Source organism: Pseudomonas xanthosomatis, from assembly GCF_019139835.1.
GTDB lineage: Bacteria > Pseudomonadota > Gammaproteobacteria > Pseudomonadales > Pseudomonadaceae > Aquipseudomonas > Aquipseudomonas fakonensis.
Genome location: NZ_CP077075.1, coordinates 2,294,287 through 2,310,283 on the forward strand (window position 1 = coordinate 2,294,287; position 15,997 = coordinate 2,310,283).

General features: G+C 66.4%; 14 protein-coding genes. 7 read left to right on the top strand and 7 right to left on the bottom strand.

Annotation, left to right across the window (positions count from 1 at the left end; genetic code table 11):
* The first annotated feature begins 3 nt into the window (after positions 1-3).
* Entirely contained in the window at positions 4-1,215 is a 1,212-nt protein-coding gene (locus tag KSS93_RS10225) for an EAL domain-containing response regulator (RefSeq protein ID WP_217888171.1), read from the top strand.
* Positions 1,216-1,223: 8 nt separating this feature from the next.
* Here the strand turns inward: KSS93_RS10225 and KSS93_RS10230 are convergent, their stop codons facing one another.
* Positions 1,224-1,376: a DUF3309 family protein gene (locus tag KSS93_RS10230; RefSeq protein WP_186655795.1), complete on the bottom strand. Its 153-nt coding sequence runs from the start codon at positions 1,374-1,376 to the stop codon at positions 1,224-1,226.
* Positions 1,377-1,674: 298 nt separating this feature from the next.
* On the opposite strand from KSS93_RS10230, the gene KSS93_RS10235 reads away from it, so the two are divergent.
* Positions 1,675-2,490, top strand: a complete 816-nt coding sequence (locus KSS93_RS10235; RefSeq protein ID WP_217888172.1) for an SDR family oxidoreductase — start codon at positions 1,675-1,677, stop codon at positions 2,488-2,490.
* Positions 2,491-2,612: 122 nt separating this feature from the next.
* Positions 2,613-2,798, top strand: a complete 186-nt coding sequence (gene csrA, locus KSS93_RS10240) for a carbon storage regulator CsrA (protein ID WP_217888173.1) — start codon at positions 2,613-2,615, stop codon at positions 2,796-2,798.
* 66 nt (positions 2,799-2,864) lie between these two features.
* Here the strand turns inward: csrA and KSS93_RS10245 are convergent, their stop codons facing one another.
* The 5 genes from KSS93_RS10245 to mnmC all read right to left on the bottom strand — a co-directional run bounded on the left by KSS93_RS10245 (position 2,865) and on the right by mnmC (position 10,507).
* Positions 2,865-3,092 carry a YheU family protein gene (locus KSS93_RS10245; protein WP_217843535.1) on the bottom strand — a complete coding sequence of 76 codons (228 nt, stop codon included), beginning with the start codon at positions 3,090-3,092 and terminating at the stop codon, positions 2,865-2,867.
* Between the two features lie 149 nt (positions 3,093-3,241).
* A complete protein-coding gene (locus KSS93_RS10250; protein WP_217888174.1) occupies positions 3,242-4,426 on the bottom strand; it encodes an osmoprotectant NAGGN system M42 family peptidase in 1,185 nt (394 codons plus the stop codon).
* 122 nt (positions 4,427-4,548) lie between these two features.
* Positions 4,549-6,297 (bottom strand): N-acetylglutaminylglutamine synthetase, encoded by a 1,749-nt coding sequence (gene ngg / locus KSS93_RS10255; RefSeq protein WP_217888175.1) that lies wholly within the window; start codon positions 6,295-6,297, stop codon positions 4,549-4,551.
* Positions 6,298-6,300: 3 nt separating this feature from the next.
* Positions 6,301-8,088 carry an N-acetylglutaminylglutamine amidotransferase gene (locus KSS93_RS10260; protein WP_217888176.1) on the bottom strand — a complete coding sequence of 596 codons (1,788 nt, stop codon included), beginning with the start codon at positions 8,086-8,088 and terminating at the stop codon, positions 6,301-6,303.
* 454 nt (positions 8,089-8,542) lie between these two features.
* Positions 8,543-10,507 (bottom strand): bifunctional tRNA (5-methylaminomethyl-2-thiouridine)(34)-methyltransferase MnmC2/FAD-dependent 5-carboxymethylaminomethyl-2-thiouridine(34) oxidoreductase MnmC1, encoded by a 1,965-nt coding sequence (gene mnmC / locus KSS93_RS10265; protein ID WP_217888177.1) that lies wholly within the window; start codon positions 10,505-10,507, stop codon positions 8,543-8,545.
* Between the two features lie 127 nt (positions 10,508-10,634).
* Between mnmC and pap the strand changes: the two genes are divergently transcribed.
* Positions 10,635-12,125 (top strand): polyphosphate:AMP phosphotransferase, encoded by a 1,491-nt coding sequence (gene pap, locus KSS93_RS10270; protein ID WP_217888178.1) that lies wholly within the window; start codon positions 10,635-10,637, stop codon positions 12,123-12,125.
* Between the two features lie 277 nt (positions 12,126-12,402).
* Positions 12,403-13,365: a DMT family transporter gene (locus KSS93_RS10275; RefSeq protein WP_217888179.1), complete on the top strand. Its 963-nt coding sequence runs from the start codon at positions 12,403-12,405 to the stop codon at positions 13,363-13,365.
* A gap of 117 nt (positions 13,366-13,482) precedes the next feature.
* Here the strand turns inward: KSS93_RS10275 and KSS93_RS10280 are convergent, their stop codons facing one another.
* Entirely contained in the window at positions 13,483-14,877 is a 1,395-nt protein-coding gene (locus KSS93_RS10280; RefSeq protein ID WP_217888180.1) for a class II fumarate hydratase, read from the bottom strand.
* Between the two features lie 155 nt (positions 14,878-15,032).
* Between KSS93_RS10280 and KSS93_RS10285 the strand changes: the two genes are divergently transcribed.
* Positions 15,033-15,557, top strand: a complete 525-nt coding sequence (locus KSS93_RS10285) for a DUF2059 domain-containing protein (RefSeq protein ID WP_217888181.1) — start codon at positions 15,033-15,035, stop codon at positions 15,555-15,557.
* A gap of 10 nt (positions 15,558-15,567) precedes the next feature.
* Positions 15,568-15,864 carry a BolA family protein gene (locus KSS93_RS10290; RefSeq protein WP_217888182.1) on the top strand — a complete coding sequence of 99 codons (297 nt, stop codon included), beginning with the start codon at positions 15,568-15,570 and terminating at the stop codon, positions 15,862-15,864.
* Positions 15,865-15,997 lie beyond the last annotated feature (133 nt).

Below are 15,997 nucleotides of genomic sequence, written 5' to 3' on the forward strand. Positions count from 1 at the left end.
GGGATGGAGTCGTTCGGGTTGCGGGTGCTGGTGATCGAGGCTCACGCTTTTCATCGCGCCATCGCGGTGAAAACCTTTGGTTTTCTGGGGTGCCGGGAAGTGTTTCAGGCGCTTGATGTCGGCGAGGGGCTGGCGCGCTTGCAACTCTGCGGCCGGGTCGATCTGGTCGTCTGCCCGCTGCTGGGTGATCCCGGCGATGGTATGGATGCCCTGGAATTCCTGCACCAGGTGGGCAAGGCGCGGCTGGCAGCGGCGGTGCTGTTGACCCGCAGCCTCGGGCCGAGCATGCGCCGTGGCGTGCAGCAACTGGTCGAGCGCCTTGGCATGCGCTACATGGGCGACCTCGAGCACCCGCTGCCGGTGGAAACACTGCGCCAGTGGCTCAGCCACCCTGTGCCCGAATACCCTGCTGCGCGGCGCCCGAGCCAGGTATGGTCAGGCGAAGAGCAAGTGCGTGTCGGCCTGCGCGAGGGCCAGTTCACGGCCTTCTACCTGCCGACCTTCGACCTGCGTGACGGTCGCATCACCGGTGTGGACCTGGTGCCGCATTGGCAGCACCCACTGATGGGCGTGCTGGCCCCGGAAATATTCCTGGCTGCGGTGGAGCGTTGCGGCGCGCTGGATGAGCTGGTCCTGCACATGCTCGAACAGGGCCTGGGGCTGTATCGCGAACTGCAGGCCGAAGGGCGCCGGCTGCCGATCACCTTGCGCCTGCATGGCCCGCAACTGCTCGACCGCTCGCTGGTGCTGCGCATTCGCGCCCTGTTGCGCCGCCAGTGCTTCGACCAGCGTCAGCTGTGCTTCGAACTGACCGGGCGCAGCCTGTACCACATCACCGTACTGGAGCTGGAGAACCTGTTGCGCCTGCGTGCGCTGGGCTGCGAGTTGAGCCTGGCCGAGTTCGGCAGCGATCAGGCCGGCAGCCAATTGCTGTGCCAACTGCCGTTCACCCGCATCAAGCTGGCCGAACGTTTTATCGACGGCCTGCCCGGCGAGGCCCGTTGCCTTGCTGTGGTACAGAACTGCCTGGGCCTGGCCACAGCCCTTGAGCAGCGCCTGACCGTGGTTGGCGTGCGCAGTGCCGAGCAGCACCTGGCCTTGCTCGGCATGGGTTGCCAGAGCGCCCAGGGTGATTACCTGGCGCTGCCACTGGACCGCGACGAGCTGCTGCGCCGGGTGCGTTGCGACCAGCGCATCGGCCTGCCGCGGCCCTGAGCCTCAGGTCATATGTGCCCCAACAACACCAGCACCAGCAGGATCACCAGCACCACGCCGACGATACCGGACGGGCCATAGCCCCAGGCGCGGGAGTGAGGGAAGACCGGTAAGCCACCGATCAGCAGCAGGATGAGGATGATGATGAGGATCGTGGTCATGGTGGAATCCTTGTGTGGTTATGGGGCAAGGGCCTGGTCGAATCTGGCCGCTTACAGTTCCGACTGGTGAGCACGGGCAAAGATTCCGTTTGATGTGTGGCCGATGCCTTGCTTGCAAAGCGGGCACCCGCTGCCCAGGTGCTCCCCTGTAGGAGCCGGCTTGCCGGCGATGAGGCCGGTGCAGGCGTAACGGCACCCGCGCCCGCATAGCCCGATATTCACTCACCTGATGCCGCCCCTTTGCACCTGCGCTTCTGGCTAGACTCCAGCCTACTTCCACTGACCTGGGCTTCACACCATGCATAACCGAATGATGATCACCGGCGCCGGTTCCGGCCTTGGCCGCGAGATCGCCCTGCGCTGGGCACGCGATGGCTGGCGCCTGGCCCTGGCCGACGTCAACGAGGCCGGCCTGCGCGAAACCCTGGCGCTGGTGCGAGCGGCCGGTGGTGACGGTTTCACCCAACGCTGCGATGTGCGCGACTACAGCCAGCTGACCGCTCTGGCCCAGGCCTGTGAAGAGAAGTTCGGCGGCTGCGATGTGATCGTCAACAACGCCGGGGTGGCCTCGGGCGGGTTCTTCGCCGAGCTGTCGCTGGAAGACTGGGACTGGCAGATCGCGGTCAACCTGATGGGGGTGGTCAAGGGCTGCAAGGCCTTCCTGCCGCAGCTTGAGCGCAGCCGCGGGCGGATCATCAACATCGCCTCGATGGCCGCACTGATGCAGGGCCCCGGCATGAGCAACTACAACGTGGCCAAGGCCGGGGTGCTGGCGCTGTCGGAAAGCCTGCTGGTGGAACTGCGCCAGGTGGAGGTGGCGGTGCATGTGGTGTGCCCGTCGTTCTTCCAGACCAACCTGCTCGACTCGTTCCGTGGCCCCAACCCGGCGATGAAGGCGCAAGTGGGCAAGCTGCTCGAGGGCTCGCCGATCAGCGCCGCGGATATTGCCGAGCACATTTACGCCCAGGTGGCGGCCGGCGAGTTTCTGATCCTGCCCCATGAAGCCGGGCGCCAGGCCTGGCAGCTCAAGTGCCAGGCGCCCGAGCGGCTGTATGACGAGATGGCCGACATGGCGGTGAAGATGCGCGCCAAGGCACGCAAGACGGCGGACTGATCCAGTTTTGTAGGAATAATTACTTGCAGGTGTAGGCTGCTTCTATTTTCCGAGTGAAGCATTGAGTGGAGGAAGTGGCAGGGCGCAGGCTCCGGTTTTCCCGGTTAATGGAGGATCGGAACATGCTGGTGGTCGGACGCGAAGTGGGCGAGGTGATCGTCATCAACGATGACATTCGGGTTCAGGTGGTGGCGGTGGAGAACGGCCAGGTGCGCTTGGGGATCGACGCCCCGCGCCATGTGCCTGTGCACCGGGTCGAGGTATACAAGCGGATTCGCGAACAGGAGCGCTTGAAGGTTCAGGTTTGAGGTTGCGTGGCGGGGCCTCATCGCGGGGCAAGCCCGCTCCCACGCCCGGTCAACGTTGCCGTAACGTTACTCCAGCAACTCGCGCGGTACATCGTGGCGGGCCAGCAGCTGGCATTGCTGGCTTTCCAGGTCGAACAGAATGAACGCCTGCCCCCTGGCCAGCGCCTGGCGCACCCGCAGTACACGGGTTTCTAGAGGGGTGTCGTCGCCGTTGTCAGTGCCGTCGCGGGTGACGAAGTCCTCGATCAGGCGGGTGAGGGTTTCGGCTTCGAGTTGGTCGTGGGGGATCAGCATGGTCATGGGCCTTGATGTAAGACGGGCATGCTACGTGGCGGGCCCTATTGCGGGCAAGCGAGGTAGCAGCGTGACCCTTGTGGGATGCGGCCCGGCAAGGCCGCTTCCCACAGAGGCCGTACCCGACCTCAAAAAACAAAAACCGGCCATCAGCCCTTGTTGCCCACCAGGCTGTCCACCGCAGGCACCCGGGTGTCGCTCTCCATTTGTGCATCGTGCTCCAGCTGGTGGCTGAAGCGCTCCAGCGAGGCATTGGCCGGGTGCGAGTCGCTGGCAAATACCGGCGGGCTCAGCAGGTAGGCACTGAGCAGGCGGCTCAGCGCCGCCAGGCTGTCGATATGGGTGCGCTCGTAGCCATGGGTGGCATCGCAACCGAAGGCTACCAGCGCGGTGCGGATATCGTGCCCGGCGGTCACCGCTGAATGGGCGTCGCTGAAGTAGTAGCGGAACAGGTCGCGGCGCACCGGCAGGTCCTGGTCACCGGCCAGCTTCAGCAGGTGGCGTGACAGGTGGTAGTCGTAGGGGCCGGACGAGTCCTGCATGGCCACGCTCACCGCATGCTCGCTGGAGGCCTGGCCTGGGGCCACCGGGGCGATGTCGATGCCGACGAACTCGCTGACATCCCAGGGCAGGGCGGCCGCAGCGCCGGAGCCGGTCTCTTCGGTGATGGTGAACAGCGGGTGGCAGTCGATCAAAGGTTGCCGGCCGCTTTCCACCACCGCTTTCAAGGCTGCCAACAGGGCGGCGACGCCGGCCTTGTCGTCCAGGTGACGGGCGCTGATGTGGCCGCTTTCGGTGAACTCCGGCAGCGGGTCGAAGGCGACGAAATCACCGATGGCAATGCCCAGTGCCTCGCAGTCGGCGCGGGTGGTGCAGTAGGCGTCCAGGCGTACCTCGACGTGTTCCCAACTGATCGGCATCTGGTCGATGGCGGTGTTGAAGGCATGTCCGCTGGCCATCAGCGGCAGCACGCTGCCGCGGTACACGCCGGTGTCGGTGAACACGCTGACCCGGCTGCCTTCGGCGAAGCGGCTCGACCAGCAGCCTACTGCGGCCAGAGCCAGGCGGCCGTTGTCCTGCAACTGGCGCACGCTGGCGCCGATGGTGTCGAGGTGGGCGGACACGGCGCGGTCGGGCGAGCTCTGGCGGCCTTTGAGGGTGGCGCGAATGGTACCGCGGCGGGTCAGCTCGAAGGGGATACCGATCTCGTCCAGGCGTTCGGCGACGTAGCGTACGATGGTGTCGGTGAAGCCGGTGGGGCTGGGGATGGCGAGCATTTCCAGCAGCACGCGTTTGAGGTAGTCGAGGTCGGGTTCGGGGAGTCGTTCAGACATGGAGGTTCCTCGTTTTCTGTGCTGGCCTCTTCGCGGGTAAACCCGCTCCCACAGGTGATGTGCTGCCCTCTGGCCTGTGCAGTTCGCTGTGGGAGCGGGTTTACCCGCGAAGAGGCCGTCAGTTATGACGCCAATGCCCGGCTATGGGGAAACAGCAAATCGACAAACCGCTCTGCCGTCGGCTGCGGCTCATGGTTGGCCAGCCCCGCGCGCTCGTTGGCCTCGATGATCACGTAGTCCGGGTGCTCGGCATCGCGGACCATGAAGTCCAGCCCCACCACCGGGATTTCCAGCGCCCTTGCAGCGCGCACGGCAGCGTCGGCCAGCACCGGGTGCAGGCGCTCGGTGACGTCTTCCAGGGTGCCGCCGGTGTGCAGGTTGGCGGTACGCCGCACGGCCAGGCGCTGGCCGGCGGGCAATACATCGTCATAGCCCAGGCCCACGCCCTTGAGCGTACGTTCGGTCTCGTCATCCAGCGGTATGCGGCTTTCGCCGCCAGTGGCGGCCATGCGTCGGCGGCTCTGCGCCTCGATCAAGGCGCGGATGCTGTGCTTGCCATCGCCCACCACCTGCGCCGGGTGGCGGATGGCTGCAGCCACCACCTCGTAGCCGATCACCACCACGCGCAGATCAAAGCCTGCGTGGAAGCTTTCCAGCAGCACCCGGCTGTCGAAGCGCCGGGCCTGCTCCACCGCATGGCCGACATCGTCGATGTCGGTCAAATTCACCGCCACGCCCTGGCCCTGCTCGCCATCCACCGGCTTGACCACCACTGCACGGTGCTCGTCGAGAAACGCCAGGTTGTCGTCGGCATTGCCCGCCAACTGCTGCGCCGGCACCTGCAGCCCGGCCTGGTGCAGCACCTTGCGGGTCAGGCGTTTGTCCTGGCACAGGGTCATGGTCACCGCGCTGGTAAGGTCGCTAAGCGACTCGCGGCAGCGGATGCGCCGCCCGCCCAGGCTCAGGGTGAACAGGCCAGCGCCGGCATCGTCCACCTGTACGTCGATGCCCCGGCGCAGGGCCTCGTCGACGATGATCCGTGCGTAGGGGTTGAGCTCGGCTTCCGGGCCCGGCCCGAGGAACAGCGGCTGGTTGATGCCGTTCTTGCGCTTGACCGCGAAGGTGGGCAGGTTGCGAAAGCCGAGCTTCTTGTACAAACGCTTGGCCTGGCGGTTGTCGTGTAGCACCGACAGGTCGAGGCAGGCCAGCTCGCGGCTCATGAAGTGCTCGATCAGGTGGCGCACCAGCACCTCGCCAACGCCTGGGCGGGTGCAGTGCGGGTCCACTGCCAGGCACCACAGGCTGCAGCCGTGCTCGGGGTCGTCGAAGGCCTTGCTGTGGTTCAGGCCCATGACGCTGCCGATCACCGCATTGCTGTCTTCATCCTCGGCCAGCCAGTACACCGGGCCACCGAGGTGGCGCGGGGTCAGCAGCTCGGGGTCGATCGGCAGCATGCCGCGGGCCTGGTACAGGGTGTTGATCGCCTGCCAGTCGGCAGCGGTTTGTGCCCGGCGAATGCGAAACCCGCGGAACACCCGCTGCGCCGGGCGGTAGTCGGTGAACCACAGGCGCAGGGTGTCGGAGGGGTCGAGAAACAGCTGCTGGGGCGCATGGGCCAGCACCTGCTGCGGCGCGGCCACGTACAGGGCGATGTCACGTTCGCCGGCGCGCTCCTCCAGCAGCGCTTCGGCCAGGCTCACCGGGTCCGGGTAGGTGTGCCCGATCAGCAGCCGGCCCCAGCCGCAGTGCACCGCGCGCGGTTGGTCGTGGGGCTCGCTGCCGTCACCGGCCAGGCGCGCCTGCAGGCGCTCGTAGGACGGCGCCTGGCCGCGCAACAGGCGCTGGCCGTAGGCGATTTCGTGGGCTTTCATCGATCAGATTCCTTGTTCGCTGAGCCACAGGTTCAGGGCCGCCAGCTGCCACAGCTTGGAGCCGCGCAGCGGGGTGAGTTGGCCGTGGGGGTTGCTCAGCAGGCGGTCGAGCATCGCCGGGTTGAACAGGCCGCGGTCCTGGCTGGGGTCGGTCAGCAGGTCGCGCACCCAGCCCAGCGTGGCACCTTCCAGGTGCTTGAGCCCAGGCACCGGGAAGTAGCCCTTCTTGCGGTCGATCACCTCGTGGGGGATGACCCGGCGCGCGGCCTGCTTGAGTACCTGCTTGCCGCCGTCGGGCAGCTTGAAGCGTGCCGGAATACGCGCCGACAGCTCCACCAGGCGGTAGTCGAGGAACGGCGTGCGCGCCTCCAGGCCCCAGGCCATGGTCATGTTGTCGACCCGCTTGACCGGGTCGTCCACCAGCATCACCGTGCTGTCCAGGCGCAGGGCCTTGTCCACCGCATCCGGCGCGCCGGGGCGGGCGAAGTGTTCGCGAACGAAGTCGCCGGCGGCGTCGGTCTCCAGCAGCCATGGCGCCTGCACTGTGTCGCGGTACTCGGCGTGGCTGCGGTCGAAGAAGGCGTCACGGTAGGCGCCAAAGGCATCCTCGGCACCGTCCACCTTCGGGTACCAGTGGTAACCGGCAAACAATTCGTCGGCGCCCTGGCCGCTCTGCACGCCCTTGCAGTGCTTGGCCACCTCGCGTGACAGCAGGTAGAAGGCGATGCAGTCGTGGCTGACCATCGGCTCGCTCATGGCGCGGAACGCGGCCGGCAACTGGTCGATGATTTCGTGCTCGGCGATGCGCAACTGGTGGTGGCGGGTGCCGTAGTGCCTGGCGATCAGGTCGGAATACTGGAACTCGTCGCCGCGCTCGCCGCCGGCATCTTCGAAGCCGATGGAGAAGGTCGACAGGTCATCCACCCCCACTTCACGCAGCAGGCCCACCAGCAGGCTGGAGTCAACGCCGCCAGACAACAGCACGCCGACATCCACCGCCGCGCGCTGGCGGATCGCCACGGCGTCGCGGGTGGCGTCGAGTACGCGTGACGTCCAGCCTTCGAGGTCAAGCTCCTGCTCGTCGGCATGGGGGCCGTAGTGCAGTTGCCACCAGGTCTGGCGTTCGACTTCACCGTGGCGGTCGACGCGCATCCAGGTGCCGGGCTCGAGCTTTTGCACGTTGGCCAGCAAGGTACGCGGGGCGGGCACCACGGCGTGGAAATTGAGGTAGTGGTTGAGCGCCACCGGGTCGATCACCGGGTCAATGTCGCCGCCCTTGAGCAGCGCTGGCAGCGTCGAGGCAAAGCGCAGGCGCTCGCCGTTGCGCGACAGGTACAAAGGCTTGACGCCCAGGCGGTCGCGGGCCAGGAACAGGCGCTGGTTGTCGCGCTCCCAGATGGCCAGGGCGAACATGCCGTTGAGCTTGGGCAGCAGCGCTGCGCCCCAGGCGTGGTAGCCCTTGAGCAGCACTTCGGTGTCGCCGTCGGACCAGAAGCTGTAGCCCATGGCTTGCAGCTCTTGGCGCAGCTCCGGGAAGTTGTAGATGGCGCCGTTGAAGGCCAGCGACAGGCCCAGGTTGTTGTCGACCATGGGCTGCGCCGAGCCATCGGACAGGTCCATGATTTTCAGACGGCGGTGGCCGAGGGCGATCGGGCCCTGGCTATGGAAGCCCCAGGCATCCGGGCCGCGGGGCGCCAGATGGTGGGTGATGCGCTCCACCGCGGCGAGGTCCGCCGGGCGAGGGGCTTGGTCGATGGGGGTGAAACGTAACTCTCCTGCTAATCCGCACATAGGTCCTTACCGGTTTTTCCGTTGGGGAGGGTGCCCGCAAATGCAGGCACTTAGGAAAGGACCGGTGTGGGTTGTGAGAGTTTTAGATCATTCTGTTATATGGGGCGGGCGGTAGCCCTGTTGGAGCCGGCGCTGGAGTTGGGCTTGGCATGATCCTGTGGGAGCGGGCTTGCCCGCGATGCAGGCGACGCGGTGGATGGCACCGGCTGCGCCGGTGATCGCCGGCAAGCCGGCTCTCATAGAACAAAACACAACTCATTGATTTGGCAGGGTCCTGTGGGAGCTGGTTTACCGGGATGCCGGACCACCGCGAACACCGGCGAAGCCGGTGCCAGACACCGCGTCGCCTGCTTCGCGGGCAAGCCCGCTCACACAGGGGCCGCGGCGGGCTCGTGCCCAGTTCTCTGCGCGACAGCGCAGCCCGCAGGGCTGGGTAATCTCCTACAGGGAGTCGTCACTTGCCGCGGATCAAGCGGCGCAGGGCAAAGCGGTTGGGGTGGCAGGCCTCGGCGACTGCGCGGGGCACCGGCAACGGCTCGCCGCTGACCCAGGCTGCAATGAGCTCGCCGCATAGCGGCGCGGTGATCAGCCCGCGCGAGCCATGCCCACTGTTCACGTACAACCCTTCCAGCCACGGGCACTCCACCTGCGGCACCTGCCGTGCATCCTTGCCCAGCACCGCGTAGGCCTCGGCGAACCCTTGCGCGTCCGCCAACGGCCCGACGACGGGTAGGTAGTCCGGGCTGGTGCAACGGAACGCCGCGCGGCCTTCGAGTTGTGCCGGGTCGAGGTCGGCGGCGCCCAGGCGCGTGGCCAGATCTGGGGAGATTTCCTCCAGCAGCGCCAGGTTGCCCTGGTGCTCGGCAGCGGTGGGGGTGGTGCTCTGGCTGTGGAAGTCGAAGCTGGCGCCCAGGGTGTGCTCGTCGCCCCGGGGCGGCGCCACGTAGCCTTCGGCGCACACCACGGTGCGCAGTGCGCGGCTGGCTTCGGTGGCCGGCAGGCGGGTGATCTGCCCGCGGATGGGCTTGAGCGCAAGCTCCGCGCAGGCGGCGAAGTTGCGCACTTCGGCGGCGCCGGCCAGCACCACCAGCGGCGCGCTGGCCAGCAGCCGTTCACCGTCCCAGGCCTGCCACAGGCCATCGGCCTTGCGCAGCTCCAGCACGTTGGCGTGGCTCAGCAAGGTGATGCGTGGGTGGTTCAGTTGTGCCTGGCACAGCGCCGGCGGGTGCACCCAGCCGCCTTCGGGGTAGAACAGGCCGCCAGCGGGCAGGGCTACGCCGGCCAGTGCCTCGGCCTGCTCCTGCGCCAGCACGTGCAGCAGGCTGCTGTCGAACGCCTCGGCCAGCTTGCCCTGGCGCGCGGCTTCCTTGTCGTCGAAGGCCAGTTGCAATACGCCGCAGCCGTCCCAGTCGTGCCCGCGCTGCAGGCGCTCGAGCCAGCGGCGGGTGTAGCCGAAGCCGGCCAGGATCATCTGCGAAAGCGCAGTGCCGTGGGCCGAGAGCTTGAGGTACAGCACGCCTTGCGGGTTGCCCGAGGCTTCCCGGGCCGGGCCGTCATGGCGCTCCAGCACACTGACCTGCCAGCCGCGTGTGGCAAGGCTGGCCGCCGTGGCGCTGCCGGCCAGGCCTGCGCCGATCACCAGTGCCTGGCGCGGGCCGGGCTGGGCCGCCGGGCGGGCGTACCAGGGGGCGGGCAGGGGGGCAGGGCTGCGAGTGAACAGGCCGTGCATCACCTCCCACTTTTTGCCCAGGCCCGGCACCTTTTTCATGGTGAAGCCGGCATCGATCAGCGAGCGGCGTACCCAGCCGGTGGTGGTGAAGGTGCCCAGGGTGGTGCCGGGGTGCGACAGGCGTGCCAGCTGGGTGAACAGCTCGGGTGTCCACATGTCGGGGTTCTTGGCCGGGGCGAAACCGTCGAGAAACCAGGCGTCGATACGCGCGTCGAGTTGCGGCAATTGCTCCAGGGCGTCGCCGATCATCAGCGTCAGGGTGACCCGGCCGCCGTCCAGGCTGAACTGCTGAAAGCCCGGGTGGATGGCCACGTACTGCGCCAGCAGCGGCTGGGTGTAGGCGGCCAGGTGCGGCCACAACTGCATGGCGCGGGCGAGGTCGTCGCGGGTCAGCGGGTATTTTTCGACGCTGACGAAATGCAGGCGCGCCTCGGGGTGGGCCAGTTCGGCGAACAACTGCCAGGCGCAGAAGAAGTTCATGCCGGTGCCAAAGCCGGTTTCGCCGATCACCAGGCAGTCGTGCGCGGCCAGGGCGCTGAAGCGCTGGCGCAGCTGGTTCTGCTCGATGAACACATACAGGGTTTCGTCCAGGCCCTCTTCCTTGGCGAAGTAGACGTCGTCGTATTGGCGCGAGTGGGGGCGGCCCTGGTCGTCCCAGTCGATCTGGGCGTGTTCGTGGTGGCGGGACATGGTTGGCTCGGTTGCGGCGGATGGCGAATTTTACGGCATATGGCCCCATCGCCGGCAAGCCGGCGATGGGGCCGGTACAGACAACGCACAATCCGCTAGTCTTGCTTATCCATTGAAGGAGCCAGGCATGTTCGAATCCGCAGAAATCGGTCACAGCATCGACAAGGAAACCTACGACGCCGAGGTGCCAGCCTTGCGCGAGGCGCTGCTCGAAGCGCAATACGAGCTCAAGCAGCAGGCGCGTTTCCCGGTGATCGTGCTGATAAACGGCATCGAAGGCGCCGGCAAGGGCGAGACGGTCAAGCTGCTTAACGAATGGATGGACCCGCGCCTGATCGAGGTGCGCACCTTCGACCAGCAAACCGATGAAGAACTCGCCCGCCCGCCGGCCTGGCGCTACTGGCGCGCACTGCCGCCGAAGGGGCGCATGGGCGTGTTCTTCGGCAACTGGTACAGCCAGATGCTCGAAGGCCGGGTGCACGGCGAGTTCAAGGACGCCGTACTGGACCAGGCCATCGTCGGTGCCGAGCGCCTGGAACAGATGCTGTGCGATGAAGGCGCGCTGATCATCAAGTTCTGGTTCCATCTTTCGAAAAAGCAGATGAAAGCGCGGCTCAAGGCGCTCAAGCACGACCCGCTGCACAACTGGCGCATCAGCCCGCTGGACTGGCAGCAGTCGGAAACCTACGACCGCTTCGTGCGCTTTGGCGAACGGGTGCTGCGCCGCACCAGCCGCGACTATGCGCCTTGGCATGTGGTCGAGGGGGTTGACCCGCACTACCGCAGCCTGGCGGTGGGGCGCATCCTGCTCGAGAGCCTGCAGGCGGCGCTGGGCAACCAGCCGCGCAAGCACGAGGGCAACGTGGCGCCGCTGGGCCGCAGCATCGACGACAAGAGCTTGCTCGGCGCGCTGGACATGACCCTGCGCCTGGACAAACACGATTACGAAGAGCAGTTGGTGACCGAGCAGGCGCGCCTGGCCGGGTTGCTGCGCAACAAGCACATGGCCCGGCATGCGCTGGTGGCGGTGTTCGAGGGCAATGATGCGGCCGGCAAGGGCGGGGCGATCCGCCGGGTGGCGGCGGCGCTGGACCCGCGCCAGTACCGTATCGTGCCGATTGCTGCGCCAACTGAAGAAGAACGCGCGCAGCCATACCTGTGGCGTTTTTGGCGGCATATCCCGGCGCGCGGCAAGTTCACCATCTTCGACCGCTCCTGGTATGGCCGGGTGCTGGTGGAGCGGGTCGAGGGCTTTTGCAGCCCGGCTGACTGGATGCGTGCTTATGGCGAGATCAACGACTTCGAGGAACAGCTGCGCAATGCCGGCGTGGTGGTGGTGAAGTTCTGGCTGGCGATCGACCAGCAGACCCAGCTGGAGCGCTTCGAGGAGCGCGAGCAGATCCCGTTCAAGCGCTACAAGATCACCGAAGAGGACTGGCGCAACCGCGACAAGTGGGATGTGTACAGCGAGGCGGTGGGTGACATGGTCGACCGTACCAGCACCGAGATCGCGCCGTGGACCCTGGTGGAGGCCAACGACAAGCGCTGGGCGCGGGTGAAGGTGCTGCGCACCATCAACCAGGCGCTGGAGGCGGCGTTTGCCAAACACAAGAAGTAGCCGTATCGCAGTAGGGGCGGCCTTGTGCCGCGATGGGCTGCATAGCAGCCCCGGCAATCTTGCATGATGCTAGGATCTTGGGGCTGCTACGCAGCCCATCGCGGCACAAGGCCGCTCCTACAGGGTGCGCGTCGCTCTTGCAGGATCGCAGCCATAATGCGTGCCATGCCCTGCCGGAATGACCCGATGAATTCTTTTCCCGCAACCAATCCCCGCCACACCGCTGCAACCCCTTAGAATTCAGTTACCCCCACCCCGGGCCTGTATCGAGGACACCATGCACATCACTTCCGGCCGTTGGCTGTTCGGCCTGCTGCTCGCCCTGTTGACCGCGCTGCTGTGGGGCATCCTGCCGATCAAGCTGAAACAGGTGCTGCAGGTGATGGACCCGGTGACCGTCACCTGGTACCGCCTGAGCGTCTCCGGCAGCCTGCTGTTCGTGTGGCTGGCGGCCAACCGCCGCTTGCCGTCACCCGCGCGTCTGAGCCGCAAGGGCAAGGGCCTGGTGGCAGTGGCCATCCTCGGGCTTTTGGGTAACTACGTGCTGTACCTGGTCGGCCTCAAGCTGCTCAGCCCCGGCACTGCACAATTGGTGGTGCAACTGGGGCCGGTATTGCTGCTGGTGGCCAGTGTGTTCGTGTTCAAGGAGCGCTTCAGCCTGGGCCAGGGCGTTGGCCTGCTGGTGTTGCTGGCGGGCTTCGGGTTGTTCTTCAACCAGCGCCTGGAAGAGCTGTTGACCTCGATGGGGGTGTACACCACCGGGGTGCTGACCATCGTGCTGGCCACCAGCATCTGGGTGCTCTATGCACTGAGCCAGAAGCAGCTGCTGACGGTGTGGAATTCGCAGCAGGTGATGATGGTGATTTACCTCGGCTGCGCCTTGCTGCTGACGCCCTGGGTGCACCCGCTCGAGGCCTTGCAGTTGAGCCCGCTGCAGGGCTGGCTGCTGCTGGCCTGTTGCCTGAACACCCTGGTGGCCTATGGCGCCTTTGCAGAGGCGCTGGCGCACTGGGAGGCGTCGCGGGTCAGTGCCACCCTGGCGCTGACGCCGTTGGTGACCTTTGTTGCGGTGGCGGTTGCGGCCTGGGTGTGGCCGGACTACGTGCAGGCTGAACAGATCAATGCGCTGGGGTATGTGGGGGCGGTGACCGTGGTGTTGGGCTCGGCGTTGGTGGCGCTGGGGCCTTCGCTGGTGGCGGGGTGGCGGGCCAGGCACATGCAGCAAAGCCGAACCCTGTAGGCGCCGGCTTGCCGGCGATCACCGGCGGTGCCGGTGCCGGGCGCTGCGATGAGGTTGCCTGGGCGGGCCTCATCGCAGGCAAGCCTGCTCCTACAGGCGTGCGTAGCGTCTGTGAGTTTAGCCTTTACCCCCTGGTGCCAGCATGTTCTCGGGCCTTACCCACTGGTCGAACTGCTCGTTGGTCAAGTACTTGAGCTCCAGCGCCGCCTCGCGCAGGGTCTTGCCTTCGCTGTAGGCCTTCTTGGCGATTTCTGCGGCCTTGTCGTAACCGATGTGCGGGTTCAGCGCAGTTACCAGCATCAACCCGCGCTCCAGGTGCGCGGCCATCTGTTCGGCGTCGGGCTCGATGCCGGCCACGCAGTGCTGCTGGAAGTTGCTGCAGCCGTCAGCCAGCAGCTCGATCGACTGCAGCAGGTTGTGGATGATCACCGGCTTGAACACGTTCAGTTGCAGGTGGCCCTGGCTGGCCGCAAAACCGATGGCGGCGTCGTTGCCCAGCACCTGGCACGCCAGCATCGACAGCGCTTCGCATTGGGTGGGGTTGACCTTGCCGGGCATGATCGAGCTGCCCGGCTCGTTGGCCGGCAGGCGCACTTCGGCCAGCCCCGCGCGTGGGCCGGAGCCGAGCAGGCGCAGGTCGTTGGCGATTTTCATCAGGGCCACGGCCAGGGTTTTCAGCGCGCCGGCCAGGCTGGTCAGCGGCTCGTGGCCGGAAAGCGCGGCGAACTTGTTCGGCGCGGTAATGAAGGGCAGGCCGGACAGCGCCGCAAGCTCGGCAGCAATCGCTTCGGCGAAACCGTGCGGGGCGTTGAGCCCGGTGCCTACCGCCGTGCCGCCCTGGGCCAGCTCGCACACCGCCGGCAGGCTGGCGCGGATGGCGCGCTGGGCGTAGTCGAGCTGGGCGACGAAGGCCGAGACCTCCTGGCCGAAGGTGATCGGGGTGGCGTCCATCATGTGGGTGCGGCCGGTCTTGACCAGGTGCTGGTGGCGCGCCGACAGCTCGGCCAGCCCGGACGACAGCTCGGCGATGGCCGGCAGCAGCTTGCCGTGCACCGCCTGGGCGGCGGCGATGTGCATGGCGGTGGGGAAGCAGTCGTTGGAGCTTTGCGAACGGTTGACGTGGTCGTTGGGGTGCACCGGCACCTTGCCGCCGCGGCCCTTGCCGGCCAGCTCGTTGGCGCGCCCGGCGATCACTTCGTTGACGTTCATGTTGCTCTGGGTGCCGCTGCCGGTCTGCCACACCACCAGCGGGAACTGCTGGTCATGCTGGCCATCGAGCACTTCGTCGGCGGCCTGCTCGATCAGCCGGGCGATGTCGGCCGGCAAATCGCCGTTGCGGTCATTCACCCGCGCAGCGGCTTTCTTGATCAGCGCCAGGGCATGCAGCACCGCCAGTGGCATGCGTTCCTTGCCAATGGCGAAGTTGATCAGCGAGCGCTGGGTCTGCGCCCCCCAGTAGGCGTGCTCTGGAACTTCGACCGGGCCCAGGCTGTCTGTCTCGATACGGCTCATGCTGCGCTTTCTCCTTTTAGCAGTGCGAATTCGCAGTTTAGGCCGTGATTCGACCGAGCAGTTGCATCGCTCGTCGTGCCACTTGAGCGCATCGCCACCACGGCGCAGAATGCTCTACTCTGAGGTACCCGCCTCCCTTTCACGAAGGAAATGCAATGACCCGTCTCCGTGCCCTCTGTGCCGCCGTTGCCCTGGTTTGCGCCAGCGGCCAGGTACTCGCTGCCACCCCCAGCCACAACGCTGCTGCCGAGAAATTCCTGACCCTGGCCAATGCCGACAAACTGGGCACCCCGGTGTACATGCAGGTCCAGCAGATGTTCGCCCAGCGTTTCGAACAGACCAAGGCACCGGCTTCGAAGAAGAACGTGCTCGACAGCTACCAGGCCAAGGCCAACGCCGCCCTGGACAACGCCATCGGCTGGAAGAAACTCAAGCCGCAGATGGTCAACCTGTACACCGCCACCTTCACCGAGGCCGAGCTGAACGACCTGGTGAAGTTCTACGAGTCGCCGCTGGGCAAGAAAGTCTTGCGTGAAATGCCCAAGGTCACCCAGCAGTCGGCCCAGCTCACCCAGCAGAGCCTCGAGCCTGCGGTACCTGTGGTCAACAAGCTGCTCGACGACATGACCAAGGAACTCGACCCGAACGCCGGCAAGGCCGCCGCCCCTGCGAAGAAGTGAGCCGAGCGCGATGAGCATGCAGCAACGCATCGAGCAGCAACTGGCGCCGCTGGGCACCGCGCACCTTGAAGTGCACAACGAAAGCCACATGCACAGCCGTGGCCAGGAGACGCACTACAAGGCGGTGCTGGTCAGCGAGCAGTTCGCCGGGCTGAACAGCGTCAAGCGCCACCAGAAGGTCTACGCCACCATGGGTGAGCTGATGGGCGAGATCCACGCCCTGGCCATCCACACCTACACCCCCGAGGAGTGGGCGCAGGTGGGCGTGGCGCCGGCTTCGCCGGTGTGCGCCGGCGGCGGGCACTGAATCCTTTCCGGGGTTCTGGTAAACTGCCGCCTCCTGCAGATTTCGCACTGACGCCATCGCGGGGCAAGCCCGCTCCCACGTGGGAGCGGGCTTGCCCCGCGATGGTTTTGTGCAATCGTAAAATTGTCATTCC

Bases quoted from the DNA above. Each gene is read 5' to 3' on its own strand.
- KSS93_RS10290 (WP_217888182.1), top strand. From the start codon at position 15,568: ATGAGCATGCAGCAACGCATCGAGCAGCAACTGGCGCCGCTGGGCACC.
- KSS93_RS10245 (WP_217843535.1), bottom strand. From the start codon at position 3,092: ATGCTGATCCCCCACGACCAACTCGAAGCCGAAACCCTCACCCGCCTG.
- KSS93_RS10225 (WP_217888171.1), top strand. From the start codon at position 4: ATGGAGTCGTTCGGGTTGCGGGTGCTGGTGATCGAGGCTCACGCTTTT.
- KSS93_RS10280 (WP_217888180.1), bottom strand. From the start codon at position 14,877: ATGAGCCGTATCGAGACAGACAGCCTGGGCCCGGTCGAAGTTCCAGAG.
- ngg (WP_217888175.1), bottom strand. From the start codon at position 6,297: ATGAAAGCCCACGAAATCGCCTACGGCCAGCGCCTGTTGCGCGGCCAG.
- KSS93_RS10250 (WP_217888174.1), bottom strand. From the start codon at position 4,426: ATGTCTGAACGACTCCCCGAACCCGACCTCGACTACCTCAAACGCGTG.
- KSS93_RS10230 (WP_186655795.1), bottom strand. From the start codon at position 1,376: ATGACCACGATCCTCATCATCATCCTCATCCTGCTGCTGATCGGTGGC.
- mnmC (WP_217888177.1), bottom strand. From the start codon at position 10,507: ATGTCCCGCCACCACGAACACGCCCAGATCGACTGGGACGACCAGGGC.
- KSS93_RS10275 (WP_217888179.1), top strand. From the start codon at position 12,403: ATGCACATCACTTCCGGCCGTTGGCTGTTCGGCCTGCTGCTCGCCCTG.
- csrA (WP_217888173.1), top strand. From the start codon at position 2,613: ATGCTGGTGGTCGGACGCGAAGTGGGCGAGGTGATCGTCATCAACGAT.
- pap (WP_217888178.1), top strand. From the start codon at position 10,635: ATGTTCGAATCCGCAGAAATCGGTCACAGCATCGACAAGGAAACCTAC.
- KSS93_RS10260 (WP_217888176.1), bottom strand. From the start codon at position 8,088: ATGTGCGGATTAGCAGGAGAGTTACGTTTCACCCCCATCGACCAAGCC.
- KSS93_RS10285 (WP_217888181.1), top strand. From the start codon at position 15,033: ATGACCCGTCTCCGTGCCCTCTGTGCCGCCGTTGCCCTGGTTTGCGCC.
- KSS93_RS10235 (WP_217888172.1), top strand. From the start codon at position 1,675: ATGCATAACCGAATGATGATCACCGGCGCCGGTTCCGGCCTTGGCCGC.